At 38.8% G+C, this 23628-nt stretch carries 26 protein-coding genes; 18 read left to right on the plus strand and 8 right to left on the minus strand.

Annotated features, from left to right (window positions below; genetic code table 11):
• Positions 1-211: 211 nt before the first annotated feature.
• Positions 212-481 (plus strand): UPF0223 family protein, encoded by a 270-nt coding sequence (locus ACNHOZ_RS15765; RefSeq protein ID WP_013056061.1) that lies wholly within the window; start codon positions 212-214, stop codon positions 479-481.
• A gap of 128 nt (positions 482-609) precedes the next feature.
• A complete protein-coding gene (locus ACNHOZ_RS15770; protein ID WP_081213986.1) occupies positions 610-864 on the plus strand; it encodes a hypothetical protein in 255 nt (84 codons plus the stop codon).
• Here ACNHOZ_RS15770 and ACNHOZ_RS15775 read toward each other — a convergent pair.
• The gene (locus ACNHOZ_RS15775) at positions 841-1476 is read right to left on the minus strand and encodes a YktB family protein (protein WP_063247549.1); all 636 of its coding nucleotides are present in this window, start codon (positions 1474-1476) and stop codon (positions 841-843) included. The genes ACNHOZ_RS15770 and ACNHOZ_RS15775 overlap by 24 nt on opposite strands.
• A 268-nt stretch (positions 1477-1744) precedes the next feature.
• On the opposite strand from ACNHOZ_RS15775, the gene ACNHOZ_RS15780 reads away from it, so the two are divergent.
• Both ACNHOZ_RS15780 and ACNHOZ_RS15785 read left to right on the plus strand, forming a co-directional pair.
• A complete protein-coding gene (locus tag ACNHOZ_RS15780) occupies positions 1745-1930 on the plus strand; it encodes a hypothetical protein (protein ID WP_013056063.1) in 186 nt (61 codons plus the stop codon).
• 196 nt (positions 1931-2126) lie between these two features.
• On the plus strand, positions 2127-2933 hold the full coding sequence (locus ACNHOZ_RS15785; RefSeq protein WP_014460992.1) for an inositol monophosphatase family protein: 807 nt from the start codon (positions 2127-2129) through the stop codon (positions 2931-2933).
• Positions 2934-3041: 108 nt separating this feature from the next.
• Here ACNHOZ_RS15785 and ACNHOZ_RS15790 read toward each other — a convergent pair whose 3' ends face one another.
• Complete coding sequence (locus ACNHOZ_RS15790) at positions 3042-3227, minus strand: YlaF family protein (RefSeq protein WP_028414104.1); 186 nt, start codon at positions 3225-3227, stop codon at positions 3042-3044.
• A gap of 113 nt (positions 3228-3340) precedes the next feature.
• Between ACNHOZ_RS15790 and typA the strand changes: the two genes are divergently transcribed.
• Positions 3341-5179 carry a translational GTPase TypA gene (typA, locus tag ACNHOZ_RS15795; RefSeq protein ID WP_013056066.1) on the plus strand — a complete coding sequence of 613 codons (1839 nt, stop codon included), beginning with the start codon at positions 3341-3343 and terminating at the stop codon, positions 5177-5179.
• Positions 5180-5339: 160 nt separating this feature from the next.
• Complete coding sequence (locus tag ACNHOZ_RS15800) at positions 5340-5657, plus strand: YlaH-like family protein (protein ID WP_013056067.1); 318 nt, start codon at positions 5340-5342, stop codon at positions 5655-5657.
• A gap of 26 nt (positions 5658-5683) precedes the next feature.
• On the opposite strand, the gene ACNHOZ_RS15805 is transcribed toward ACNHOZ_RS15800, so the two are convergent.
• Positions 5684-6118 carry a hypothetical protein gene (locus ACNHOZ_RS15805; protein ID WP_033578411.1) on the minus strand — a complete coding sequence of 145 codons (435 nt, stop codon included), beginning with the start codon at positions 6116-6118 and terminating at the stop codon, positions 5684-5686.
• Position 6119: 1 nt separating this feature from the next.
• On the minus strand, positions 6120-6320 hold the full coding sequence (locus ACNHOZ_RS15810; RefSeq protein ID WP_013056069.1) for a YlaI family protein: 201 nt from the start codon (positions 6318-6320) through the stop codon (positions 6120-6122).
• Positions 6321-6505: 185 nt separating this feature from the next.
• Here ACNHOZ_RS15810 and ACNHOZ_RS15815 point away from each other — a divergent pair, with 185 nt between their 5' ends.
• A complete protein-coding gene (locus tag ACNHOZ_RS15815) occupies positions 6506-6961 on the plus strand; it encodes a pyridoxamine 5'-phosphate oxidase family protein (RefSeq protein WP_028414102.1) in 456 nt (151 codons plus the stop codon).
• Between the two features lie 26 nt (positions 6962-6987).
• Here ACNHOZ_RS15815 and ACNHOZ_RS15820 read toward each other — a convergent pair whose 3' ends face one another.
• A complete protein-coding gene (locus ACNHOZ_RS15820) occupies positions 6988-7587 on the minus strand; it encodes a YhcN/YlaJ family sporulation lipoprotein (RefSeq protein WP_013056071.1) in 600 nt (199 codons plus the stop codon).
• A 216-nt stretch (positions 7588-7803) separates the two neighbouring features.
• Between ACNHOZ_RS15820 and ACNHOZ_RS15825 the strand changes: the two genes are divergently transcribed.
• The gene (locus ACNHOZ_RS15825; protein ID WP_013056072.1) at positions 7804-9132 is read left to right on the plus strand and encodes a PhoH family protein; all 1329 of its coding nucleotides are present in this window, start codon (positions 7804-7806) and stop codon (positions 9130-9132) included.
• A gap of 38 nt (positions 9133-9170) precedes the next feature.
• Here ACNHOZ_RS15825 and ACNHOZ_RS15830 read toward each other — a convergent pair whose 3' ends face one another.
• Positions 9171-9671 carry a hypothetical protein gene (locus tag ACNHOZ_RS15830; protein ID WP_014460988.1) on the minus strand — a complete coding sequence of 167 codons (501 nt, stop codon included), beginning with the start codon at positions 9669-9671 and terminating at the stop codon, positions 9171-9173.
• Between the two features lie 281 nt (positions 9672-9952).
• On the opposite strand from ACNHOZ_RS15830, the gene ACNHOZ_RS15835 reads away from it, so the two are divergent.
• The 3 genes from ACNHOZ_RS15835 to pyc all read left to right on the plus strand — a co-directional run bounded on the left by ACNHOZ_RS15835 (position 9953) and on the right by pyc (position 15136).
• Positions 9953-10219, plus strand: a complete 267-nt coding sequence (locus ACNHOZ_RS15835) for a YlaN family protein (protein ID WP_370506486.1) — start codon at positions 9953-9955, stop codon at positions 10217-10219.
• Positions 10220-10362: 143 nt separating this feature from the next.
• The gene (locus tag ACNHOZ_RS15840; RefSeq protein WP_028414100.1) at positions 10363-11553 is read left to right on the plus strand and encodes an FtsW/RodA/SpoVE family cell cycle protein; all 1191 of its coding nucleotides are present in this window, start codon (positions 10363-10365) and stop codon (positions 11551-11553) included.
• A 133-nt stretch (positions 11554-11686) separates the two neighbouring features.
• Positions 11687-15136, plus strand: coding sequence for a pyruvate carboxylase (gene pyc / locus ACNHOZ_RS15845; RefSeq protein WP_033578413.1), 3450 nt, complete (start codon positions 11687-11689; stop codon positions 15134-15136).
• Between the two features lie 39 nt (positions 15137-15175).
• Here the strand turns inward: pyc and ACNHOZ_RS15850 are convergent, their stop codons facing one another.
• Positions 15176-16078, minus strand: coding sequence for a COX15/CtaA family protein (locus ACNHOZ_RS15850; RefSeq protein WP_028414098.1), 903 nt, complete (start codon positions 16076-16078; stop codon positions 15176-15178).
• 504 nt (positions 16079-16582) lie between these two features.
• On the opposite strand from ACNHOZ_RS15850, the gene cyoE reads away from it, so the two are divergent.
• From cyoE to ctaG, 6 genes are all read left to right on the plus strand, one after another.
• Positions 16583-17521, plus strand: coding sequence for a heme o synthase (cyoE, locus tag ACNHOZ_RS15855; protein ID WP_048020010.1), 939 nt, complete (start codon positions 16583-16585; stop codon positions 17519-17521).
• 137 nt (positions 17522-17658) lie between these two features.
• Entirely contained in the window at positions 17659-18714 is a 1056-nt protein-coding gene (coxB, locus tag ACNHOZ_RS15860) for a cytochrome c oxidase subunit II (protein WP_028414096.1), read from the plus strand.
• Positions 18715-18748: 34 nt separating this feature from the next.
• Positions 18749-20614: a cytochrome c oxidase subunit I gene (gene ctaD / locus ACNHOZ_RS15865; RefSeq protein WP_033578414.1), complete on the plus strand. Its 1866-nt coding sequence runs from the start codon at positions 18749-18751 to the stop codon at positions 20612-20614.
• Positions 20614-21234, plus strand: coding sequence for a cytochrome c oxidase subunit III (gene ctaE, locus ACNHOZ_RS15870; protein WP_013056081.1), 621 nt, complete (start codon positions 20614-20616; stop codon positions 21232-21234). Before ctaD ends, ctaE begins: the two co-directional genes overlap by 1 nt.
• Before the next feature lie 4 nt (positions 21235-21238).
• Positions 21239-21571, plus strand: coding sequence for a cytochrome c oxidase subunit IVB (ctaF, locus tag ACNHOZ_RS15875; RefSeq protein WP_014460982.1), 333 nt, complete (start codon positions 21239-21241; stop codon positions 21569-21571).
• A 57-nt stretch (positions 21572-21628) separates the two neighbouring features.
• The gene (ctaG, locus tag ACNHOZ_RS15880; protein ID WP_028414094.1) at positions 21629-22567 is read left to right on the plus strand and encodes a cytochrome c oxidase assembly factor CtaG; all 939 of its coding nucleotides are present in this window, start codon (positions 21629-21631) and stop codon (positions 22565-22567) included.
• Positions 22568-22603: 36 nt separating this feature from the next.
• Here ctaG and ACNHOZ_RS15885 read toward each other — a convergent pair whose 3' ends face one another.
• Positions 22604-22963 carry a YugN family protein gene (locus ACNHOZ_RS15885; protein ID WP_013056084.1) on the minus strand — a complete coding sequence of 120 codons (360 nt, stop codon included), beginning with the start codon at positions 22961-22963 and terminating at the stop codon, positions 22604-22606.
• A gap of 185 nt (positions 22964-23148) precedes the next feature.
• On the opposite strand from ACNHOZ_RS15885, the gene ACNHOZ_RS15890 reads away from it, so the two are divergent.
• Positions 23149-23568 (plus strand): CBS domain-containing protein, encoded by a 420-nt coding sequence (locus ACNHOZ_RS15890; protein WP_028414093.1) that lies wholly within the window; start codon positions 23149-23151, stop codon positions 23566-23568.
• Positions 23569-23628 lie beyond the last annotated feature (60 nt).

The raw sequence follows: 23628 nt of genomic DNA on the forward strand, positions 1-23628 counted from the left end.
AGTTCTTTATGTTTTGAAAATCCCCATAAAACAAAAGAATTATAGCACTTATTAACCTATTTGCAAAGATATTTTAAAGAGAAAATAAAAAGAAAAAAAAGGAGAAATTCTTTTGGGTGAAAAGAGAATAAATTTTGTGTACATTATAGATTGTGATAGAGTTAAGAATATAGATATACATAGAATGAAGAAATAAATGGAGTGATGAGAAGTGGAATATCAATACCCTATCTCCCTTGATTGGAGTACAGAAGAAATTATTGATGTAGTGAAGTTTTTTGAAAGCATTGAACGAGCTTATGAAAAAGGTATTGAGCGTGATCACCTAATGGCAGTCTATCGCCGATTTAAAGAAATTGTGCCAAGTAAAGCAGAAGAAAAAACAATCTGTAACGATTTTGAAGACCAAAGCAAATACTCTTCTTATCGAACGATTCAAAAAGCAAAGGCTGCTTCTTCTGGAGATATCATAAAAATGTAAAAAATGAGACTGGGACAAAAGTAGTTTAGCCGAAGTAAAAAACGAATCATTAATCAAATTGTTTGATTAATGATTCGTTTTTTTGTTACGGTAAACATAGAGTTTATCTGTTTCGTTTCTTCTAGCAGTTGATTGGAAGGCAAGGCGAAGACTCCTGCGGGGAAAGCGGAACAGGTGAGACCCCGCAGGAGCGCAAGCGACGAGGAGGCTCACCGGCCGCCGGCGGAAAGCGAAGCCTTGCAGGGAAATCAACTGCGGTGTCACAAGCGTTTCAGCTTATGTATCCCATTTGTTGGTCTTTCGATGAGCTTCCTTTCGTTATGTGTCACCCTCATTTTTTTTATATCAATTCGTTAAAATTATGCATATGCTTTTTTAGTTAGTTCATATAATGGAGTTACCGTATGAAATGTTTGTTCAATACGAGCCATCCATTCTTCGCCGCTCATTGCAATCGCTTCTTCTTTTGGAATTGTAATGCCGCATAGGATCTCAGCTTTTTTAACCGTCTCTAGACGTTCAAACAAACTCTCTAAGTCTTCAGAAGATAAGTCGCCCATTTTTTTACTATCAGGTTTTGTATGATCTTTCGACCAAACAAACGAGTCTGGGATATTTTGACGAATCTCCTCCATGTTTTGTTTTAGCAGCTTTCCAAATTGTTCTTTAATAGGTGATTCGTAAATGACGGCGAACCACACAAAGACGTGTGTTTCCCAAAGGCCAATTTGAAAATGAGGGAGCTTTTTATACCCGCGTTTACTGTTAGCAAAGGCTACCCACGTATCTGCTGGCGGGTTAACTGTTCTTCGTGCGTGCTTGGCAATGTGTACGAACATTTCATCTCCACAAAGTGAAGAAAGAGTAGGAGCAAAATGATTGCTCAATTGTTCGAATTTTGGGCGTATCGTTGTCTTGATGGCTTCCATACGTGCATCAAGCCCCTCGATACGGAATACGTTAAAGTCATCTTGTGAAAATCCTGAGAATGCCATGTGAAACCTCCGTTTTTTTAGTGAATATGTATAGCTGCTGTGCATCTATGCAAGTAAGTATGATTTACGCGAAGATTCTACCACATGAAAAGCATAAACACCAATTAATTCGCATATGCTTGTCAAAACGTGTCTATCATTTTTTTATAGGTAATCACACAATTTAGTTGCATGAGATTAGGTTTCGACATAGACTATATCAATCAAAATATCTGAAAATTTAGTTTTCTATAAGTGGGTTCAATAATTTGAGAGGGGTGTTTGAAACATGAAACAAGTGGTGAATATGTATAAGAAGAATGATGGACAAAAAAGATTAGGTGTAATTCGGTTGGAGTTAGATTACGAGTTAGCGACGTTATATGAAGCCATGATGGAGAATAATGAGGAACAAAAACAAAAATGTAAGCGAAAGCTCGAGAAACTTCGTGAAGAAATGATATCTCTTCAGTAGCAGACACGGGAATAAAATAGAACAAATATGGGTAAACTGTAAAAAAGGATTAAACTGAATGAGCAGATTCATAAGTGGTAACAGAGCACGTGGGAGAAGAAGCGGCAGTTCTTCTCCCACGTGCTCTGTTAATTGACATCTTGCAGAGGTTTTTTTAAGCTTAAAATAAGAGACGTATTTTTGAGGGGGAATTGAGATGACACAACGCTGGAAAGAAATTGATACATACGTTAAAGAGTGGCTAAAAGAAGCTGGACAAAAAATTCAACAGTCGTTTAGTAAAGAACTTCTCATTCAAACGAAATCGAATCCAAATGATTTAGTAACAAATATGGATAAAGAAATTGAACAGTTTTTTATCTCAAAAATCAATGAAACCTTTCCGGAACATCATATTCTCGGAGAAGAAGGATATGGGGAAGAGCTTGAATCAGAAGAAGGAACGATTTGGATTATCGATCCGATCGACGGTACGATGAACTTTGTTCATCAGCAGCGAAATTTTGCTATTTCCATCGGTATATTCGAAAATGGTGTAGGACAAGCAGGTTATATTTATGATGTTATTCATAATGAGCTGTATCATGCTTTAAAAGGACAGGGCGCGTTTATGAATGACATCCAATTGCCGAAACTTGAACCTGTACCAGTTGAAGAAGCTATTATTAGCTTAAATGCAACGTGGGTGACGGAGAACCGCCGTATTGATCCTTCCGTATTAAGTCCGCTTGTGCGTAAAGTAAGAGGGACCCGTTCATATGGATCCGCAGCTATTGAGCTTGCTTACGTAGCGGCTGGACGCTTGGATGGATACATTACTTTACGTTTGGCTCCATGGGACTTTGCTGCCGGTAAAGTGTTGATTGAAGAAGTTGGAGGAGTCATGACGGATTTAGAAGGGAAGCCGTTAGAGATTCTTGAAAAAAGCAGTGTATTTGTAAGCAAACCAACATTACATGACGAAATCTTTCGTACGTACCTTGAAGGAAAGTGGAATAAATAAAATAGAAGTGAAGACTTACGTGTAGTCAAAGAATTTTGTGATGAAAAAACGTCATGAACCATTTTGATGTTGCAAATGGCCATGACGCTTTCAATCATCGCAAAAAAATTACAGCTGCCCTTTTTCTCGCATTTTTTTCTTAGTCGTAAAGCCAAGACCCATTACAACAATTAAAGCTACGATAGCTAAAATGACCCCGAGAGCGCTTCCTTCTCCGATAAATATGCCAATTGACATAATAGCTGCAGTTGCGATGAATGCATATAAAACAAATACCCACTTAATGTTTCTCATGTTGATTCCTCCCATTTGTAACGGATATTTATAGTGTACAACAAAATCATTCTGCAATTCTAGAGTTAGTGTGATATAATAGCTTAGTTATTACAAGCATAGGAGTGAAATGCGTGAACATTCGTAAAGATTTACGTAATATTGCCATTATTGCCCATGTAGACCATGGGAAAACAACGTTAGTAGATAAATTATTACATCAGTCCGGAACATTCCGTACTAATGAGCATGTTGAAGAACGTGCGATGGATTCAAATGACCTTGAGCGTGAGCGTGGAATTACAATTTTAGCGAAAAACACAGCTATTAATTATAAAGATACGCGTATCAACATTATGGATACGCCAGGACATGCTGACTTCGGTGGAGAAGTTGAGCGTATTATGAAAATGGTAGACGGTGTTCTACTTGTAGTAGACGCATACGAAGGATGTATGCCTCAAACGCGCTTTGTATTGAAAAAAGCGTTAGAGCAAAACTTAACGCCGATTGTTGTTGTTAACAAAATTGACCGTGACTTTGCTCGTCCAACTGAAGTAGTTGATGAAGTAATTGACTTATTTATTGAACTAGGTGCAAGTGAGGAACAAATTGAGTTCCCTGTTGTTTATGCTTCAGCAATCAACGGAACGGCTAGCACGAACCCAGAAAAGCAAGATGAGAACATGTCATCTCTATTTGACTCAATCATCGAGCACATTCCAGCACCAGTAGACAACAGCGACGAACCGCTTCAATTCCAAGTGGCAATGCTTGACTACAATGACTACCTTGGTCGTATCGGTGTAGGGCGCGTATTCCGCGGAACAATGAAAGTAGGCCAGCAAGTTGCATTAATGAAGCTTGACGGTACGGTAAAACAATTCCGCGTAACAAAATTATTCGGTTTCCTAGGCTTAAAGCGTGTTGAAATCGAAGAAGCAAAAGCAGGAGACCTGATCGCTGTATCAGGAATGGAAGACATCAACGTAGGTGAAACAGTATGTCCGTTTGACCACCAAGATGCACTGCCAATTTTACGTATTGATGAACCTACTTTACAAATGACGTTCTTAGTAAACAATTCACCGTTTGCTGGTCGTGAAGGTAAATTTGTTACATCTCGTAAAATTGAAGAGCGCTTAATGTCTGAACTTGAGACAGATGTAAGTTTACGCGTGGAAAATACTGATTCACCGGATGTATGGGTCGTTTCAGGACGTGGAGAACTTCATTTATCTATTTTAATTGAAAATATGCGTCGTGAAGGATATGAGATTCAAGTATCAAAACCTGAAGTAATCGTTCGTGAAATTGATGGGGTTCGCTGTGAGCCAGTTGAACGTGTGCAAATCGACGTGCCTGAAGAACATACGGGTTCTATTATGGAATCAATGGGTGCTCGTAAAGGTGAAATGGTTGATATGATTAACAACGGAAGCGGTCAAGTTCGTCTGATCTTTATGGTTCCTGCACGTGGTTTAATCGGTTATACAACTGAGTTCTTATCGTTAACTCGTGGATTCGGTATCATTAACCATTCATTTGATAGCTACCAACCAATGCAGCAAGGTCAAGTTGGAGGTCGCCGTCAAGGTGTGCTTGTTTCTATGGAAAGCGGTAAATCATCTACTTATGGAATCCAAGGCGTAGAAGACCGCGGTACAATTTTCGTGGAGCCAGGTACAGAAGTATACGAAGGTATGATCGTAGGAGAACACACTCGTGAAAATGATATCGTTGTTAACATCTGTAAAATGAAGCAAATGACGAATATGCGTTCTGCTAACAAAGATCAAACAACAGGTATGAAAAAACCTCGTATTATGTCTTTAGAGCAATCACTTGAATATTTAAACGAAGATGAATATTGTGAAATCACACCAGAATCTATTCGTCTACGTAAAAAAATTCTTGATAAAAATGAACGTGAAAAAGCAGCGAAAAAGAAAAAATACGCTGACACGAAATAATAAAAAAAGGAAGTCGTTAGCTTTATTTGCTAGCGGCTTGTTTTTTATCAATTATATCAGAATTTTCTATTTTTTGAAAGCGTTTTATAAAGAGATGATTTGGAAAGGAAAAAGGTGGCTTATATCGAATAATGTAAAGTAAGGAATAGGGGGAAGGAAGATGGATGTAAAAGAACACCTTTCATTTTTTGCTGCTTTGTATCAAGTAGATGAACATGCAAAAATAGGAATGTGGCTGTTATACTTTACTATTTTAGGGCTATCTGTTCTTGTGTACAAACTCGGGTTTGCAAAGAAGCTGCCGCTTTTAAAATCTGTGGTTATTTATCTATTTTTAGCTTTTGGATGTACGATTTTAACGTTTTTAGGCATTTTTTTACCTGTAGCTGAAGGGCTTGTGGTTGCAGCGCTTGTATTAATTATTTATAAAATACGGCTGTATCAGGCTAAAAAGCAAAACTCCACGTTGGGTTCATAAAAGACTACATAAAAAGACGCTTGTAGCTACAAGCGTCTTTTTAGTATGATATAGCCGAAGACAAGAGCGGCTGCGAAAATTAAATGGCCAGCTGTCCAATAAAAAATTGCTACTGCATCATCCACCGCAGGCGTAGGCTTAAGCGCAAGCAGCGTCAACGGAAAATACAAAGGAATGGTTGGAAGTGTTAATAAAAAAGAACACAATACGATTTTTCGAATAGACATATTGTTTAATTTACCTACTATGTAAACAAAAACGATCCCAATTGCAACGGCAATGAATAAATGAAAAACAAACTCCACCCATTCAGGCCATTGAATAGGGCCAATGATAGGAATAAAATCAACATTTAATAAAAGGGTATAAACTTGTTTGCCGGTTAGCCATTCTATCCATTTCAAACATAGCCCAAGGATAATCCCGCTGAACATGCCAATACTTATTCCTAAACGGAGCACCTTACCAATCCTCCTCTGTCTTTTTCGACTCATATAGTTTAAAGTTACCAGTAGCTATGCGTTCTTTTGTTCGTTTTTCAATCCGTTCAGAACATTCATTGCACATATATGTATGGATAGGACGGTTGCGCAGTCGTTTTGCCACGAGCGTTTCATCCTCAATTGTTTCAATTTTATCGCACATGACACATTGTACTCTCATTTCTATCACCTCAACTTCTCTATACATCATTCTAGCCGAAAATTCTTGTTTTATAAAGTTTTTTTGCGGTGCTATCTCTCGGGAGAAAAGGAACGATAGGAAAACATTCCTAAAGAAGCAGGTAATTTTGCTTGTTAGCTCGAAGATAGTAACTAGTAAGTACATAAACAGTAGGAGGGATGAAAATGGCCAACGAAGTCGAGACTCAATTAGTAGATGCATTATACGATGAGCTACAGACAGAGAGATTTGCAACCATTTCAACTATTGATTTTGAAACAAACGCTCCAAATGTTAGTGCCATTTCGTGGTTAGTAGCTCCGACTAAACAAAAAATTCGATTTGCCGTAGATGTCAAATCGAGGATTGTAGAAAACATTAAACATACGAATAAAGCAGTGGTAAATATTCTTGCTAATGAATCATGCTACTCAATCAGCGGAATAGCTGAGGTAGTGCAGGAAAAGTTAGAAGGAGTAGCTTTAAAGCTGACACTAATTGAACTAGATATTAATGAAGTAAGAGATGTCATGTTCTATGGCTCTAAGATTTCAGTAAACCCTTCATATGAAAAGACCTATGATCCAGTAGCAGCCGCTAAACTCGATAAGCAAGTAATTGAAGCGATAAAAAAAGCTTAGCAGCGGCCTGCCGCTAAGCGACTTTCTTATTCATTTTTTTGAAGGTGATTATTAGATTGTTTTTCCTGCTCATTCTTTAAATTTTGCTCTTGTTTATTATTTAATTTTTGATTGTTTGTATCTGTTGAACTAGGATTTCGGCGGATTTCTTCTGCAAATTCAGGCATCACTCGGTTTACAATGGCTGCTAATTCATCTAAAAATCCTGTAACCGGCCGACCTTTGCGAATTTCATTTCCAATTTGTTTTAGCCGAGCGACCGTATCAGGATCTGCAATAACAACAGAGTTAGCGCCGTACGGATCAGCTTTCAGACCTTCGGCAACTGTATATTTGATTGAACTTACTTCTGAACGATCAATATCTTTGCCGACGTCAATGCCTACGATTGCATACTTGCCGAGCACAATGGCAGTAGCATCATTTACATTCGGAACGCTTGAAGCCAGTTCAACTAAATGCGCTGATATTTCATTAGCAGTACGCTTGTGAGAGCGTTCAGGAGATGAATTTTTGACCTGTACAATTCGATCTGTCTTTTGCCCTTCTTCAACGTCTGCTTGATTATTGTTGCAGCCGGTTAGTGTAATAAAACATAAGCTAATGGATAGAAAAAATTTGTTCATGTGGGAGACTCCTCCTTATGAATGACTCATTTTTTGTAGTAATTTGTATTTAGTTTCTAATAGTTCTTCTATCTTTATACACGTGTTCATATATTTAAAGAAAATGGTCCGTCCATTTAAGGTCACTTCACACATGTGCGTTACATAGTATATAAATGGATGGGTGCCTTGTTTCACTCCTTACAGGAAAAACAATCGGAGTAGGAGGCTGAATTATTGGGAAAAATTTATGTATTAGATACGAATGTTTTATTACAAGATCCGCATTCAATTTTTTCATTTGATGATAACGAAGTAGTGATTCCAGCCGTTGTACTAGAAGAAGTTGATTCGAAAAAAAGAAATATGGATGAAGTCGGACGAAATGCAAGGCAGGTATCCAAACTCATTGATAACTTGAGACAACATGGAAAGTTATATGAGAAAATCCCGTTAGAAAATGGGGGCCATTTGCGAATTGAACTCAATCATCGCTCTTTTCAACAGCTTCAAGAAATCTTTGTGGAAAAAACAAATGATAATCGGATTTTAGCTGTTGCTAAAAATTTATCCCTTGAAGAGGAAACAAAAGAAGATGGACGTGAAGTGATACTAGTGAGTAAAGATGTGTTGGTACGTGTGAAGGCTGACGCAATCGGTTTAAGAGCAGAAGATTTTTTAAGTGATCGAGTAGTGGAATTCAATAGTATTTATACAGGCTTTTCAGAAGTCTATATTGCAAAAGAACTGCTGAGTCAATTTTACGAAAAAGGAGAGCTGCTAACGTCTCAAATTGCAAACCACTCCTTTTTTGCAAATCAATTCTTAGTGATGAAAGATGCATTTGGAGGATCCGGATCAGCCATCGGCATTGTCGATCAAACAACAACGAAAGTAAAAAAACTTTTATTTGAATATGATCATATCTGGGGAATTAAACCTCGAAATGTTCAGCAAATTATGGCGTTAGAACTTCTTCTTAGAGACGACGTTCAACTGGTCACGTTAATTGGAAAGGCAGGTACGGGGAAAACGCTGCTTGCTTTAGCTTCAGGACTTATGCAGACGGAAGATCTAGGGTGTTTTAAAAAGCTGCTTGTAGCTCGTCCAATTGTTCCTTTAGGGAAAGATATTGGATTCTTGCCAGGAGAAAAGCAGGAGAAGCTTCGTCCATGGATGCAACCAATTTATGATAACCTAGAGTACTTATTCAACACTAAAAAACCTGGAGAACTGGATGCGATTCTAGCGGGGCTGAGTTCAATAGAAGTGGAAGCCTTGACGTATATAAGAGGCCGAAGTATTCCGGAACAGTTTATTATTATTGATGAAGCACAAAATTTAACGAAGCATGAAATTAAAACAATTTTAACAAGGGTAGGGGAAAAGAGTAAAATTGTGCTTATGGGAGATCCGGCTCAAATTGATCATCCTTATTTAGATGAGTATAACAACGGATTAACGTACGTAGTTGAAAAGTTTAAAGAGCAAAAAGTATCGGGCCACGTTCGGTTAATCAAAGGAGAGCGCTCCGGGCTAGCACAATTAGCAGCTGATATTCTTTAAAAAAAAGTGGGGTCCCTTTTGGAACCCCACTTTTTTTATTATGTAACGATGATTTCTTCCACATATTTAATAGGGTTATTTCGGTTAGATCCGTCCGGTAAATAGACATAGATAGGCCCGTCTTCTCTAAGAGGCTTTCCGTCTTGGCTGAAACCAAAGATTAGTTTTTGCGCTTCTTCTAATGAAAAAGAAATCAGCGCGTCTTTTGTTTTAAATGAAACGTTGGTAGCGTCTTCAGTAGGTGAAGCGTTTGCTAGAAAAGGTGCAAATAAAATCCCAAATGTTCCATTTACTAGCTCCTGTTTTTTGAATTTCTTTTCGGTTTTTAACGTAGGAGGAAAGACGGCTCCTTCTTGAATTTCACGGTCCCAATGCTTAGAAACAGCCTTTGTGTACGCTTCTGTCTCATCTTTTTGCTCCGGTGGATGTTCAAAGAAAACGTCCATATCGAGCTTGCGGTCATCGAAAATCCACACGCTTGGGTCGAGTGTCAGCGTATATTTTACTTTTCCTTTTAACATAATAATTGAATTCATCATAAATGCCCCCTTGCTAAAAGTATAAGCGCTTTCTCCTTATTTGTCACTTTGATGAAAAAATTTAGTTGAGAGTGATTCTCGTATGATATAATGTAAGAGTCAACGAAAGTGCGAAATTTCCTACATCTATGGTAATGGTTTTGAGAAAGTAACAGTATAAAAAAGACGGCCAGCCTCACGGACATGTTTATCCTTGCTTTTTTGGAGCATAGCCTTTAAAATTGAGAGATAGATTAGGTAATCGCTCGCGAACGGAGGGATTGAGTTTGACGCCTGAGACAATGATAGATCATCGTGAAAAAGCGTATGCGTTGTTAAAAGCTGATGCAGATAAGATTTTGCAATTAATTCAAGTTCAAATGGATAACTTAACAATGCCACAATGTCCTCTCTATGAAGAGGTTTTAGATACACAAATGTTTGGTTTATCAAGAGAAATTGATTTTGCAGTTCGTCTTGGTTTAATTGATGAACGTGTTGGAAAAACATTGCTAGACCGCCTCGAGCGTGAACTTTCTGCACTGCATGAAGCGTTTACAAAAAAATAAAAATCACGCGATCGAAACTCAAACTATATACAAACGTAGTTTGAGTTTTTTATTACAGGTGGTTGAAATTTCCTAATTTACTCAAATTTGTACATAAAAGATGAAACGAAACAGAAACACGTCATTTTTAAAGGAAGAGGGTTATGGTAAAAAAAATATTTAGGCATTTTGACTATTCAATTGTAATTCCAGTGCTGCTTCTTTGTGCGGTTGGACTAGTTATGGTTTACAGTTCAAGTATGATTGTAAGTATTACAAGATATCATACGTCAAGTGATTTCTTTTACAACAGACAAAAAATGTGGCTTGCGTTTACGCTTGTATTGTTCATTTTAACAATGCTAACACCTTACAAGCTGTATCCTAAAATACTGCCTTATGCGATTCTGGGCATTTTTGTACTGCTTTTGCTTGTGTTTGTAATGGGGCATACGAGTAACAATGCGCAAAGTTGGCTGCAGCTTGGCGGAGCAAACATGCAGCCGGCTGAGTATGCCAAGCTTGTTGTCATTTTATACTTATCGTATGTTTTGTCTAAAAGGCAAGAGTATATTGACAACATCAAAAAAGCTTTTTTTGGACCTATGGGTCTTGTATTTCTAATATTAGGTTTTGTAGCGATTCAGCCTGACCTTGGAACGGGATCAATTATTTTTGCGATTTCCGTTACCATTATGCTATGTTCGGGAATCTCTAAAAAAACCTTTTTCCGCATGTTAGCACTAGGTATTATTTTGCTTACGGTCATTATTACGATTGGTTTTTTTACAGGTCAGTTTACTGCCAATCGAATCGGCCGTTTTACCGGTGCGTCAGATCCGTTTGCTAATGCTCAAGGAACCGGTTATCAGCTGGTTAATTCATATTTAGCAATAGGTACAGGAGGCTTAAAAGGCCTTGGTTTAGGAGAAAGTGTACAAAAGTATGGTTATCTTCCCGAGCCCCATACCGATTTCATTATGGCCATTATTGCAGAAGAATTAGGATTCTTTGGAGTTATGCTCGTGCTGGGCCTTTTAGGCTTCTTAATTTTCAGGATTTTAATGCTGGCTAAAAAATCTCAGGATCCGTTTGCTAGCATGATTTGTATTGGAGTAGCCAGTATGATAGGTATTCAAACAGGCATCAACCTTGGAGGGCTTACGGGACTCATTCCGATTACCGGCGTCACGCTTCCGTTTATCAGTTACGGAGGGTCTTCGCTGCTAACGCTGATGGTGTCTATGGGAATTATTGTAAATATTTCATTTTTCGTAAATTATCAAAATAAAAAACAGAAAAATACGGAAAATATCGTGCTACATCCGAACAATACATCAACAACAAGCGATTGATTTTCGTAAAAAAATTGTGTAAAAAAAGCAAAAATTTATTGGAATTTTATTATTTTCCATTGATTTTTGCTTTTCTTTTATCCAATTTTGCTATATATTGAAGTTTATACGAAATTGAGAGGAGATTAGCAACATGAGTTTTGTAACTAAAAAAATCAAAAAAGTATTAGTAGCAAACCGAGGAGAAATTGCGATTCGTGTATTTCGAGCATGTACTGAACTGAATATTCGGACTGTTGCAATTTATTCGAAGGAAGACGCAGGTTCTTATCACCGTTACAAAGCGGATGAAGCCTATTTAGTAGGAGCGGAGAAAAAGCCGATTGATGCTTATTTAGATATAGAAGGCATCATCGACATTGCTAAGTCTCATGATGTAGATGCTATTCACCCTGGCTATGGTTTTTTGTCAGAAAATATCCAATTTGCAAAACGTTGCGAAGAAGAAGGCATTATTTTCATTGGCCCAAAATCCAAGCATCTTGATATGTTTGGCGATAAAGTAAAAGCACGTCATCAGGCTATTCAAGCAGATATTCCCGTTATTCCTGGTACAGATGGTCCTATTGATTCAATTGACGAAGCAAAAGAATTTGCTAATCAGCATGGATATCCTCTAATGATCAAAGCAGCTTTGGGCGGAGGCGGTCGAGGTATGCGTATCGTTCGCGATGCAGACAGCCTGAATGAATCTTATGATCGTGCCAAATCAGAAGCAAAAGCGGCTTTTGGTAATGATGAAGTATACGTCGAGAAACTAGTTGAAAATCCAAAACATATTGAAGTGCAAATTTTAGGTGATGAACAAGGAAATGTTGTGCACCTTTACGAACGCGACTGTTCAGTGCAGCGTCGTCACCAAAAAGTAGTAGAAGTAGCACCAAGTGTTTCTATAGATGAAGACTTACGTCTCCGCATTTGTGAAGCAGCTGTGCAGCTGATGGAAAAAGTGCAGTACATAAATGCTGGTACAGTTGAATTTTTAGTATCAGGAAACGATTTTTATTTTATTGAAGTAAATCCACGTGTTCAAGTAGAGCACACAATTACTGAAATGATTACAGGTATTGATATCGTTCAATCGCAAATTTTAATTGCGGACGGCTACGCACTTCACAGCAAGGAAGTGTCTATTCCTGCACAAGACCAAATTCACGTACATGGATATGCAATTCAATCTCGTGTAACGACAGAAGACCCGTTAAATAACTTTATGCCGGATACGGGTAAGATTATGGCTTATCGTTCTGGTGGCGGTTTTGGCGTACGTTTAGATACGGGAAACAGCTTCCAAGGTGCTGTCATTACGCCGTATTATGATTCACTGTTAGTAAAAGTAACAACATGGGCCTTAACATTCGATCAAGCCGCATCAAAAATGGTACGGAACTTAAAAGAGTTTCGTATTCGTGGAATTAAAACCAATATTCCATTTCTTGAAAATGTAGTAAAGCATGATAAGTTCTTAACAGGCGCTTATGATACATCCTTTATTGATACAACGCCTGAACTTTTCGTCTTCCCTAAGCGAAAAGACCGCGGAACTAAAATGCTTACATACATTGGGAATGTTACGGTAAACGGATTCCCGGGTGTATCGGAAAAGAAAAAGCCAATCTTTACGAAACCGCGTGTTCCTAATGTCGATATAAAACAACCAATTCCAAACGGAACAAAGCAGATTTTAGATGAAAAAGGCGCTGAAGGGCTAGTAAATTGGGTGAAAGAACGCAAGGAAGTGCTATTAACGGATACAACCTTCCGTGATGGCCATCAGTCTCTTTTAGCAACGCGTATTCGTACAAACGACTTAAAACAAGTAGCTAACCCAACTGCACGCTTGCTTCCGGATTTATTTTCTATGGAAATGTGGGGAGGAGCAACGTTTGATGTCGCTTATCGATTCTTAAAAGAAGATCCGTGGGATCGCTTGCTTACTTTACGTCAACAAGCGCCAAACGTTCTTTTCCAAATGCTTCTTCGCGCGTCAAATGCGGTTGGATATAAAAACTATCCTGATAATGTAATCAAGGAATTTGTTGAAAAATCAGCTTATGCAGGTATTGATGTTTTCCGTATCTTTGACAGCTTAAACTGGGTGCAAGGAATGACTCTTGCAATTGACTCTGTTCGTCAAACAGGGAAGATTGCAGAAGCAGCGATGTGTTATACAGGTGATATTTTAGATCCGACGCGCCGTAAGTATGATTTGGATTACTACAAGAACTTAGCAAAAGAGCTTGAGCAGTCTGGAGCACATATCCTAGGCATTAAAGATATGGCGGGTCTTTTAAAACCACAGGCAGCTTATGATTTAGTATCGGCTCTAAAAGAAACGGTTGATATCCCAATTCACCTTCATACGCATGATACAAGCGGAAACGGTGTATACACGTATGCAAAAGCAATTGAAGCAGGTGTAGACATTGTAGACGTAGCCGTAAGCTCAATGGCAGGCTTAACGTCTCAGCCGAGCGCTAACTCTCTTTATTACGCATTAGAAGGTGCGGACCGCAGACCAAATCTGGATATTAAAAATCTAGAAGAGCTTTCTTACTATTGGGAAGACGTGCGAAAATATTACCAAGACTTCGAAAGCGGGATGAATGCTCCTCATACGGAAGTGTACGAGCATGAAATGCCAGGCGGTCAATATAGCAACTTACAGCAACAAGCAAAAGCAGTTGGTTTAGGAAACCGCTGGGATGAAGTAAAAGATATGTATTCACGCGTGAATTTGTTATTTGGTGATATTGTAAAAGTTACGCCATCATCAAAAGTAGTTGGAGACATGGCATTGTTTATGGTTCAAAACAATTTGACAGAAGAAACGCTGTTTGAGCGCGGTGAAACGCTTGACTTCCCGGATTCCGTTATTGAATTGTTTGAAGGGTATTTAGGACAGCCTCACGGGGGATTCCCTAAAGAGCTTCAGCGCATCATTCTAAAAGGCAGAAAACCTATTACAGTTCGTCCTGGAGAACTGTTAGAAGATGTGGATTTCGATGCAGTGAAAGAAAAGCTATTTAAAGACTTAAATCGTCAAGTGACGAGTTTTGACGCCATTGCTTATGCGCTGTATCCAAAAGTATTTATGGATTATCACAAAGCAGTCGAACAATACGGAGACATCTCTGTTCTTGATACACCGACTTTCCTATACGGCATGCGTTTAGGAGAAGAGGCTGAAATTGAGATTGAAAAAGGAAAAACCTTAATCGTTCGCCTTGTATCCATTGGAGAACCGCAGGCAGACGGTACGCGAACAGTATACTTTGAATTAAACGGTCAGCCTCGTGAAGTCGTGATTAAAGACGAAAGTGTCAAAACAACCGTTACGGCAAAACAAAAAGCCGACCAAGGAAATCCGGCCCACATTGGCGCTTCAATGCCTGGAACCGTTATTCGAGTAGTAGTAGAAAAAGGCGATAAAGTCTCAAAAGGTGATCACTTAATGATCACAGAAGCAATGAAAATGGAAACAACCGTGCAAGCACCATTTGACGGCGTGATTAAACAAGTACACGTATCGAATGGAGATGGCATCCAGCCGGGAGATTTATTAATTGAATTAGAAAGCTAATCAAAAAAGGTACGAGCTCAGAGCTCGTACCTTTTTTGATTAATTATGTGTATGACGCGTTGCAAGTAAGGTCAAGTAGCTTAATACACCGAATAGGAAAGAGATAATTAAAGAATGAGCAAGCGCGAGCTCTAGCTGCAGACGTGTGACAACAACAAGCATACCGGAAACCGCCTGAAAAATAACTAGAATGAGAGCAGCTAACCATCCGTAAAAAATATTTTTTTGATGACGATAATATTTAACTGCATGGATAAAGGCAGCTAAAATCCATACAAACGTTAAAACAGCAGCGGATCGATGTCCCATTTGAATCCACTGATTCAAATCAACGGGTAGCCAACCGTTTCCGTTTGAACAAAATGGAACGTCTGGACAGGCTAAGCTAGCTTCTTTATGGCGAACAAGCGCGCCCGTGTACACAACGGCATATGTGTATAAGATAACCCCGTAAATATGTTTTTTCATTTTAGAGCCTAGCTGCATATTAGCTGTGTCGAGCTTTTGATCCACTTCAAAAATGATAAGTGTTAACAGCAGTACAGAAGCAAACGAAATAAGGGAAATACCAAAATGAAGAGCAAGCACCGCATCTGATTGCCCCCACATAACGGCAGCGGCCCCAATTAATGCTTGCAGTACTAGGAAGAAAAAAGAGATAAACGCTAAAGGTCTAACTTCTTTTATATGTCCTAGTGAAATCCACGCCCATACGCATAAAGCGAGTACAAGAAAGCCCGACACGCCAGAAACTAAGCGGTGGCTTAATTCAACAACGGTTTCAAATGTTAAAGGGTCGGGAATGAGCTGTCCGTTACACAGAGGCCAAGAATCTCCGCACCCGTCTGCTGAACCAGTTTTCGTAACAAGAGCACCGCCAAGTAGAATAAGTAACATGGCTATGCTCGTCACAACGGATAAAAACTTTAATCCAAGTCGCACAATAATCACCATCCTAAAAGCAAAGTAAGTAATATAACGAGCTAAACATTTTATCCTAATCTTTTTGTATATTAAACATAAATTTCATTTATTCTCCATAAACTTGATTGAATTTGTTATAATGGTAGAAAGTGTAAGGGTTGTTCATGAGTTTGACTCTGCAGATATGTAAAAGGTACCGTACAGAAAACTATTTTACTTGCAGAAATATCTTTTAACAAGTGACAGGGACATGCATTTAGCTCATGACAAAAAAAATCCATATTTTTTTCATGAATTCTTCACAAAGTAACGGCAAAATATGGTTTAATAAACATGAGAAATAGATAATTCTCTACTATTTTATCGTTTACATGTGAAGCTTTTAAGTAGTTTCGGTGAGAGGAATATGACTTCTTTGTGAACAAAGAGGAGATTTTTGTAAAAATATGTTGAAAACGCCTTCATTTATAGACTCTTTATTTACTAGATAAAAGTCTGTGGATGAGTAAAGGAGGAAGCGCCATGGAAGATTCAAAAATGGTGGAAGATTCAACGCTTTCTGCATCGCCTAACACAGCTCATGTAAGCGAAAATAGTTCCATTTGGTCAGATTTTTTAGCTACGATTAAAATCGGAATAGTCAACTCAAATTTCATCACCACCTTTACTGGTTTTTGGCTAGCTCTTTTCTTCAACGAACAACACTTCTTAGAAAACCTGGATAAAGCATTTTTTACTTTAATAGGTTCTTCACTTATCATCGCCGGTTCATGCAGTTTGAACAATTACATAGATCGTGACATTGACCCTCTAATGGAACGAACAAAGGGACGACCTACAGTGACAGGAAGCTTTACAGCTTTGACGGTCCTTGGGATTGGAATCGGTTTGACGTTAACCGGCTTGCTTATGCTACTAGTTGTTTCTTCCGTAGCCGCTCTCATCGGATTAGCAGGAATACTTACATATGTAGTTCTTTACACCATGTGGTCCAAAAGACTATACACAATTAATACAGTAATCGGAAGTATATCAGGCGCTGTCCCGCCATTAATTGGATGGGCCGCTATCGATCCCAATTTACACGTAGTGGCTTGGGTATTATTTTTAATCATGTTTATTTGGCAGCCGCCTCATTTTCTAGCTCTTGCTATGCGAAGATGTGAAGAATATCGAGCAGCGGGAATCCCTATGTTGCCTGTTGTACATGGTTTTGAGCTTACAAAACGACAGATTCTCATTTGGATTGCTTGTTTGTTGCCATTACCTCTTTATTTATACGAATTAGGCATTCCATTTCTAATTTTGGCCACTGTTTTAAACATAGGATGGCTATTTTTAGGATTTGCTCAATACAATAAACAAGAAGACACAAAGTGGGCTAGCATGATGTTTGTCTACTCACTAAACTATTTAACTATTTTATTTGTCTCAATGATTGTCGCAACGCTTTTTGCCTAGATAAAATCTTTCACTGAATGCGACGCTGCACAAGGGGGATTTCTTCTACATGTAGAATTCATTATAGAAGGAATAAGTTTTATGCTCAAGAGGGCATAGATGAAATCACGTCAATGAAAGAGAGGTTGGGGAATGGTATGAAAAAATGGCGATTGAACTTTCGTGTTTTGTCGTTATTTACGCTGCTTGCATTCGTGTTATCGGCCTGTGGAAAACCGTTTTTGTCAACACTTAAGCCTGCAGGTGAGGTAGCTGAAGAACAATATTCGCTTATGCTTCTTAGTACAGCCATCATGGTTTTAGTTATTATTGTGGTCACCATTATCTTTATATTTGTTATTCTGCGCTTTCGTCGTCGTAAAGGCGAAGAAAACGTGATTCCAAAGCAAGTGGAAGGAAGCAGAAAGTTAGAAATTATATGGACAGTGATTCCTATCTTGCTGCTCATTATTTTGACTGTTCCAACGGTCATCTCAACATTTAAGCTAGCGGACGTAAAAGGAATGAAGGACAAAGATGCTGTCGTAGTAAATGTGCGTGCTAACTTGTACTGGTGGGAATTTGAGTATCCTAATCAAAAAATTATTACATCCCAAGATCTAGTTGTTCCAACGGATAAAAAAGTCTACTTTAATATTAAAGCTTCTGACGTCAAGCACTCATTCTGGATTCCTTCAGTTGGAGGAAAGCTCGATGCTAACACAGAAAATGATAATAAATTTTGGCTAGTGTTTGATTCTAAAAAATCGAAGGAAGCTAACGGGGTTTTCTACGGAAAATGTGCTGAGCTTTGCGGTCCATCTCATTCTCTTATGGACTTTAAAGTACGGGCTGTATCAAGCAATGAATTTGATACGTGGGCAAAAGATTTGAAAAAGGCAAAGCCTGATGTAGAAACAGCATCCGCAAAAGCGGGTCAAGAGGTCTTTAATGAAAGCTGTATCGGATGCCATGCTGTTGATGTCAAAGACAATCGTCCAGAGCAAGCTCGTCAAGCACCAAACTTAGCTGGTTTTTCTGAACGTGAGCGTGTAGCCGGAGTGCTTCCTCACAACAAGGAAAATATCAAAAAATGGTTAAAAAACCCTGAGAAAGTTAAGCCGGGTAATAAGATGAGTGGTACATATCCTGACTTAACTGATGAACAAGTAAATGAGCTAGCAGACTATTTAATGAGTTTAAAAGAAAAATAAACGTCCAGTCGTTTTTAAAAGGGGAGGTTTAGCGATGAGTACACTCAGTCAAAAGAAGGGTGTAGGTGGAACAATTTGGGACTTTATGACAACTGTGGATCATAAGAAAATCGCCATTCTTTATTTAATTGCCGGCGGTATCTTTTTTCTAGTCGGAGGAGTGGAAGCGCTATTTATACGTATTCAGCTGGCTATACCAAGCAATGACTTTGTTAGTGCAGGAACGTATAATGAAATTTTAACAATGCATGGAACAACGATGATTTTCTTAGCTGCCATGCCGCTTCTTTTTGCTATGATGAATGCAGTTGTTCCGCTGCAAATCGGAGCTCGAGATGTAGCATTTCCATTTTTAAATTTGTTAGGTTTTTGGTTGTTTGCCTTTGGGGGACTCTTTTTAAATCTAAGCTGGTTTTTAGGAGGAGCACCTGATGCAGGTTGGACATCATATGCTTCGCTGTCTATTGCATCGCCTGGTCACGGAATTGATTTTTATGCGATAGGTTTGCAGATTTCCGGAGCCGGGACATTGATTTCAGGTATCAACTTTCTCGTAACAATCATTAACATGAGGGCGCCAGGTATGACTTATATGCGTATGCCGCTGTTTACGTGGACGACGTTTGTTGCATCAGCTCTTATTTTGTTTGCGTTTCCAGCACTGACGGTTGGATTGTTTTTAATGATTTTTGACCGCTTGTTCGGTGGAAACTTTTTTGACGCCACAATGGGTGGAAATACGATTATCTGGGAACATCTTTTCTGGATATTCGGTCATCCGGAAGTATATATTTTAATTCTTCCAGCGTTTGGTGTTTTCTCGGAAATTTTACCTACTTTTTCAAGAAAGAGATTATTCGGATACTCGTCGATGGTTTTTGCTACCGTATTAATCGGATTTTTAGGGTTCATGGTGTGGGCTCACCACATGTTTACAACCGGACTTGGTCCGATTGCAAATGCCATTTTTGCTGTCGCTACGATGGCCATCGCCGTTCCAACTGGAATTAAAATTTTTAACTGGCTGTTTACGCTTTGGGGAGGAAGTATTGAGTTTACGTCTCCAATGCTTTACGCTGTCGCCTTTATTCCGTCATTTGTTATCGGGGGAGTAACAGGAGTTATGGCAGCTGTAGCACCTGCAGATTATCAATTTCAAGATTCTTATTTTATCGTTGCTCACTTCCATTACGTTATCGTAGGCGGTGTCGTATACGCTATATTAGCAGGTGTCACATACTGGTGGCCAAAAATGTTTGGCAAGATGTTAGATGAAAAGTTAAGCAAAGCAACGTTCTGGCTCTTTTTGATTGGTTTCCACTTAACGTTCTTTATTCAGCATTTCTTAGGTCTAATGGGGATGCCTCGCCGCGTATGGACGTTCTTGCCTAATCAAGGTCTCGACCTTGGGAATGCAATCAGTTCATCAGGAGCTGCTTTCATGGCGGTTGCTACGCTCATTTTACTTGTTAACATTATAAAAACCACTGCCAAAGGACAAAAGGTAGGAGGAGATCCTTGGGGAGACGGACGTACATTAGAATGGGCTATTTCATCTCCGCCACCAGAGTATAACTTTAAACAAACGCCGCTTGTACGCGGGTTAGATGCATATTGGATTGAAAAAATGGCAGGAAATAAAGAAATGACGCCAGCCGAACCTCTTGGTGATATTCATATGCCAAACTCATCGTTTATTCCATTTATGATATCGCTTGGGATGTTTATTGCAGGGATTGGCTTTTTGTATCGAAATGATCATGCGTGGGGAGATGTTGTAGGGATTATCGGAATGATCGTCATGTTTTTATCGATGTTCTTCCGTTCATGGATTGATGATCACGGCTTTCATATTCACAAAGAAGACTTAGTTGATGATGACAAGGAGGCGAAGATGTAATGGAGACTGAACAAAAGCTAACCGCTGAAACTTTCCCTGCTTCGCCTGAAAAAGCAACGCTTGAAGGGAAAAATAAATTTACCGGCTTTTGGCTCTTTTTAGGCGGGGAGACGGTTTTGTTTGCTTCACTTTTTGCTACTTATTTAGCTTTGCGCAATTCAACGATGTCAGGACCTAAGCCGGAAGAATTGTTTGATATTAAGCTTGTTTTTGCAGCAACCATGATTTTATTAACAAGTTCACTAACAAGCGTATATGCTATGTATCATATGAAAAATTTTGAGTTTAAAAAGATGCAGCTATGGTTAGGCGTTACGTGGCTTTTAGGTTTAGCGTTTTTAGGGCTAGAAATCTATGAGTTCAGGCATTATGTTCATGAAGGGCATACGTTTACAAGCAGCGCATTTGGTTCTTCTTTCTACGCGCTGGTTGGGACACACGGAGCTCACGTAACGTTCGGACTGCTTTGGATTGGTTCTTTGATGATTCGAAATGCGAAGCGGGGGCTAAACTTATATAACGCTCCTAAATATTATGTCGCAAGTTTATACTGGCACTTTATCGATGTTGTGTGGGTCTTTATTTTCACGGTTGTATATTTAATGGGAATGGTGGGATAAGCTGATGACGACAAATCAATCAAACTCAGATAACCCAAGACTCAATTTAGAATATCGTAAAAAAAGAAACGCAGAAGATATGAAGATGCAAGTTATCTCTTTTGCAATGATGTTGTTTTTAACACTAATTGCTTTTTTTGCGGTTTATCAAGAGTTTAGCGGATGGTACATTATGCCGGTGATTGTGCTCTTGGCGGTTGTTCAAGTCATCTTTCAACTTTATTATTTCATGCATATGAACCACAAAGGACATACCATACCAGCATTTTTCTTGTATTCAGGCGTATTGGTAGCTCTTTTAACCATTTTAGCTTTTGTAACCATTATTTGGTGGTAAAGAAAAGGGCTGGCATGCGCCAGTCCTTTTCATCATCTGTAGAAGGAGGAATAGACGTTGATTAACAATTTGCAGATGTTTGGTTTTGAAGCACTTTGGAGTCCTTACTATTTTTTAACCATTTGTCTGGTGACCGTCTTATATTTTTTCATCGTTGGTAGATGGAGAGGGAATTTTATAGGAGCGGCGGCCGTAGACAGAAAAACAAAAGCGTATTTTGTTATCAGCATGGTTCTTTTGTATATATGTAAAGGAGGACCTGTAGATTTACTAGGGCACTTTATGTTTAGTGCTCATATGACGCAAATGGCAATTGTTTACTTGGTGATTCCCCCGCTTTTTATTTTAGGAATTCCACCGTGGTTAGCTCGTTCTGTTATTTATGTAAGAGGGGTTAAACCTGTTTTTAAATTTTTTACAAAGCCCTTAATTGCTTTACTATTATTCAATGGGTTATTTTCTTTGTATCATATTCCGCTGCTTTTTGATGTTATTAAAACGGATATGACGCTTCACGGAATCGTGAGTGTTGTATTATTTATCGCTGCATTTTGTATGTGGTGGCCACTCATTAATCAGCTAGAAGAAGAACAAACGCTAAGTTCTTTAAAAAAGCTTGGATACATTTTTGCAGATGGCGTACTTCTTACTCCAGCGTGCGCGCTGATTATTTTTGCAAACCATTCTTTGTATGCGACGTATACAGATTCAAGCGCTTGGGTACAAGCTCTTTCCCTTTGTGTACCGCCTTCTATGATTGCAAGTTTAGGGCAGCTTGCTCCTGAGATGTTTAATACGCTGCCTCCCGTGGAAGACCAGCAGCTAGGCGGCGTTATTATGAAGATCATTCAAGAAATTGTGTATGGAACGGTTTTAGGCTTTATTTTTTTTCAGTGGGCTCGAAAAGAACGAGAGAAAGATACGTACATGCCTGATTTTACTGAACCTCAAGATATAAAACCAAAGGAATTTCCGTCTACTCCTCCTTTGAATTAAAAAAAGCGCAGTCTGATTACTGCGCTTTTTCTAATTCTATAGCTGAACGGTTTCAAGCTGTGATTTGATTTGTGTTAATATCTTTTCACACTGTTCTACAAGGGATGGCGGGAAATATTCTCCGTCTCCATATTCTACACCGTGAGGATAATAATGTTTGCCTAATAGAGGTGTCATAAGGTGAATAACAGCATGCCTGCCCCCTACATCGCCTGAAATAGCATGTCCTTGGACTCGCAAATAGAAGGTATCTCGCTGAAACTCGAATTTTCGATCGTACGTGACGCGTTCATAATCCCATTGTCCGGCGCGGACCAGGCCAAATTGATGCATAATCTCATCTAATAAATCTAAATCTACCTTTAATGAATCAAACTTTGCATATTCAAATTTCATATGAACTCCCTCCCAAAACAGATATACTCCAACTAAATCATAAGCTGAATGGATAAAACTTGCAATATCTAATAAGGAAAAATGTAAACGTTATCTATTTTTATTTAAACGTTTTAAATGCGAAAGTTTACTAAAAAGTTGGTCACACTATAAAGCGAACACACTATGTAAAGGAGGATAAAACAATGAAAACTGTACAAGAGGTAATGACAGCTGATACGGAAACATGCACCACGCTCGATAACGTATATGAAGTGGCAGTGAAAATGAAGGAATGGAATGTAGGCGCAATTCCAATTGTCGATAGAGATCAGTTAGTAGGAATGATTACAGATCGAGACTTAGTTATAAAAGGCATTGCAGAAAAGAAGCCAAATTCAAGTAAAGTAACGGATGTTATGAGTGAAGAGCTTATAACTATTACAGCGGAAGCCTCTGTAGAAGAAGCTTCTAAGCTTATGGCTCAACATCAAATCCGTCGTCTTCCTGTTGTGGAAAATCAAAAGCTAGTCGGGATTGTTTCGCTAGGTGATTTATCAACGTTTCGCTATGCAAATGAACGTGCAGGAGAAGCGCTCTCAGACATTTCAGAACATACGCATTAAAAAGCGAAAGCCAACTGTTTGCAGGATATTCGTAAATAGTTGGCTTTTTCTTTTGTTTCC

Source organism: Priestia sp. D51 (assembly GCF_053345675.1).

What these genes read in the sequence shown, in the direction of transcription:
- ACNHOZ_RS15800 (WP_013056067.1), top strand. Translation starts at nt 5,340, where the DNA reads ATGGATGTAAAAGAACACCTTTCATTTTTTGCTGCTTTGTATCAAGTA.
- ACNHOZ_RS15790 (WP_028414104.1), bottom strand. Translation starts at nt 3,227, where the DNA reads ATGAGAAACATTAAGTGGGTATTTGTTTTATATGCATTCATCGCAACT.
- ACNHOZ_RS15890 (WP_028414093.1), top strand. Translation starts at nt 23,149, where the DNA reads ATGAAAACTGTACAAGAGGTAATGACAGCTGATACGGAAACATGCACC.
- ACNHOZ_RS15835 (WP_370506486.1), top strand. Translation starts at nt 9,953, where the DNA reads ATGATAGATCATCGTGAAAAAGCGTATGCGTTGTTAAAAGCTGATGCA.
- ACNHOZ_RS15810 (WP_013056069.1), bottom strand. Translation starts at nt 6,320, where the DNA reads ATGAGAGTACAATGTGTCATGTGCGATAAAATTGAAACAATTGAGGAT.
- ACNHOZ_RS15785 (WP_014460992.1), top strand. Translation starts at nt 2,127, where the DNA reads ATGACACAACGCTGGAAAGAAATTGATACATACGTTAAAGAGTGGCTA.
- ACNHOZ_RS15815 (WP_028414102.1), top strand. Translation starts at nt 6,506, where the DNA reads ATGGCCAACGAAGTCGAGACTCAATTAGTAGATGCATTATACGATGAG.
- ctaF (WP_014460982.1), top strand. Translation starts at nt 21,239, where the DNA reads ATGACGACAAATCAATCAAACTCAGATAACCCAAGACTCAATTTAGAA.
- ACNHOZ_RS15840 (WP_028414100.1), top strand. Translation starts at nt 10,363, where the DNA reads ATGGTAAAAAAAATATTTAGGCATTTTGACTATTCAATTGTAATTCCA.
- ACNHOZ_RS15820 (WP_013056071.1), bottom strand. Translation starts at nt 7,587, where the DNA reads ATGAACAAATTTTTTCTATCCATTAGCTTATGTTTTATTACACTAACC.
- ctaE (WP_013056081.1), top strand. Translation starts at nt 20,614, where the DNA reads ATGGAGACTGAACAAAAGCTAACCGCTGAAACTTTCCCTGCTTCGCCT.
- pyc (WP_033578413.1), top strand. Translation starts at nt 11,687, where the DNA reads ATGAGTTTTGTAACTAAAAAAATCAAAAAAGTATTAGTAGCAAACCGA.
- ctaD (WP_033578414.1), top strand. Translation starts at nt 18,749, where the DNA reads ATGAGTACACTCAGTCAAAAGAAGGGTGTAGGTGGAACAATTTGGGAC.
- coxB (WP_028414096.1), top strand. Translation starts at nt 17,659, where the DNA reads ATGAAAAAATGGCGATTGAACTTTCGTGTTTTGTCGTTATTTACGCTG.
- ACNHOZ_RS15775 (WP_063247549.1), bottom strand. Translation starts at nt 1,476, where the DNA reads ATGGCATTCTCAGGATTTTCACAAGATGACTTTAACGTATTCCGTATC.
- ACNHOZ_RS15780 (WP_013056063.1), top strand. Translation starts at nt 1,745, where the DNA reads ATGAAACAAGTGGTGAATATGTATAAGAAGAATGATGGACAAAAAAGA.
- ACNHOZ_RS15885 (WP_013056084.1), bottom strand. Translation starts at nt 22,963, where the DNA reads ATGAAATTTGAATATGCAAAGTTTGATTCATTAAAGGTAGATTTAGAT.
- ACNHOZ_RS15830 (WP_014460988.1), bottom strand. Translation starts at nt 9,671, where the DNA reads ATGATGAATTCAATTATTATGTTAAAAGGAAAAGTAAAATATACGCTG.
- cyoE (WP_048020010.1), top strand. Translation starts at nt 16,583, where the DNA reads ATGGAAGATTCAAAAATGGTGGAAGATTCAACGCTTTCTGCATCGCCT.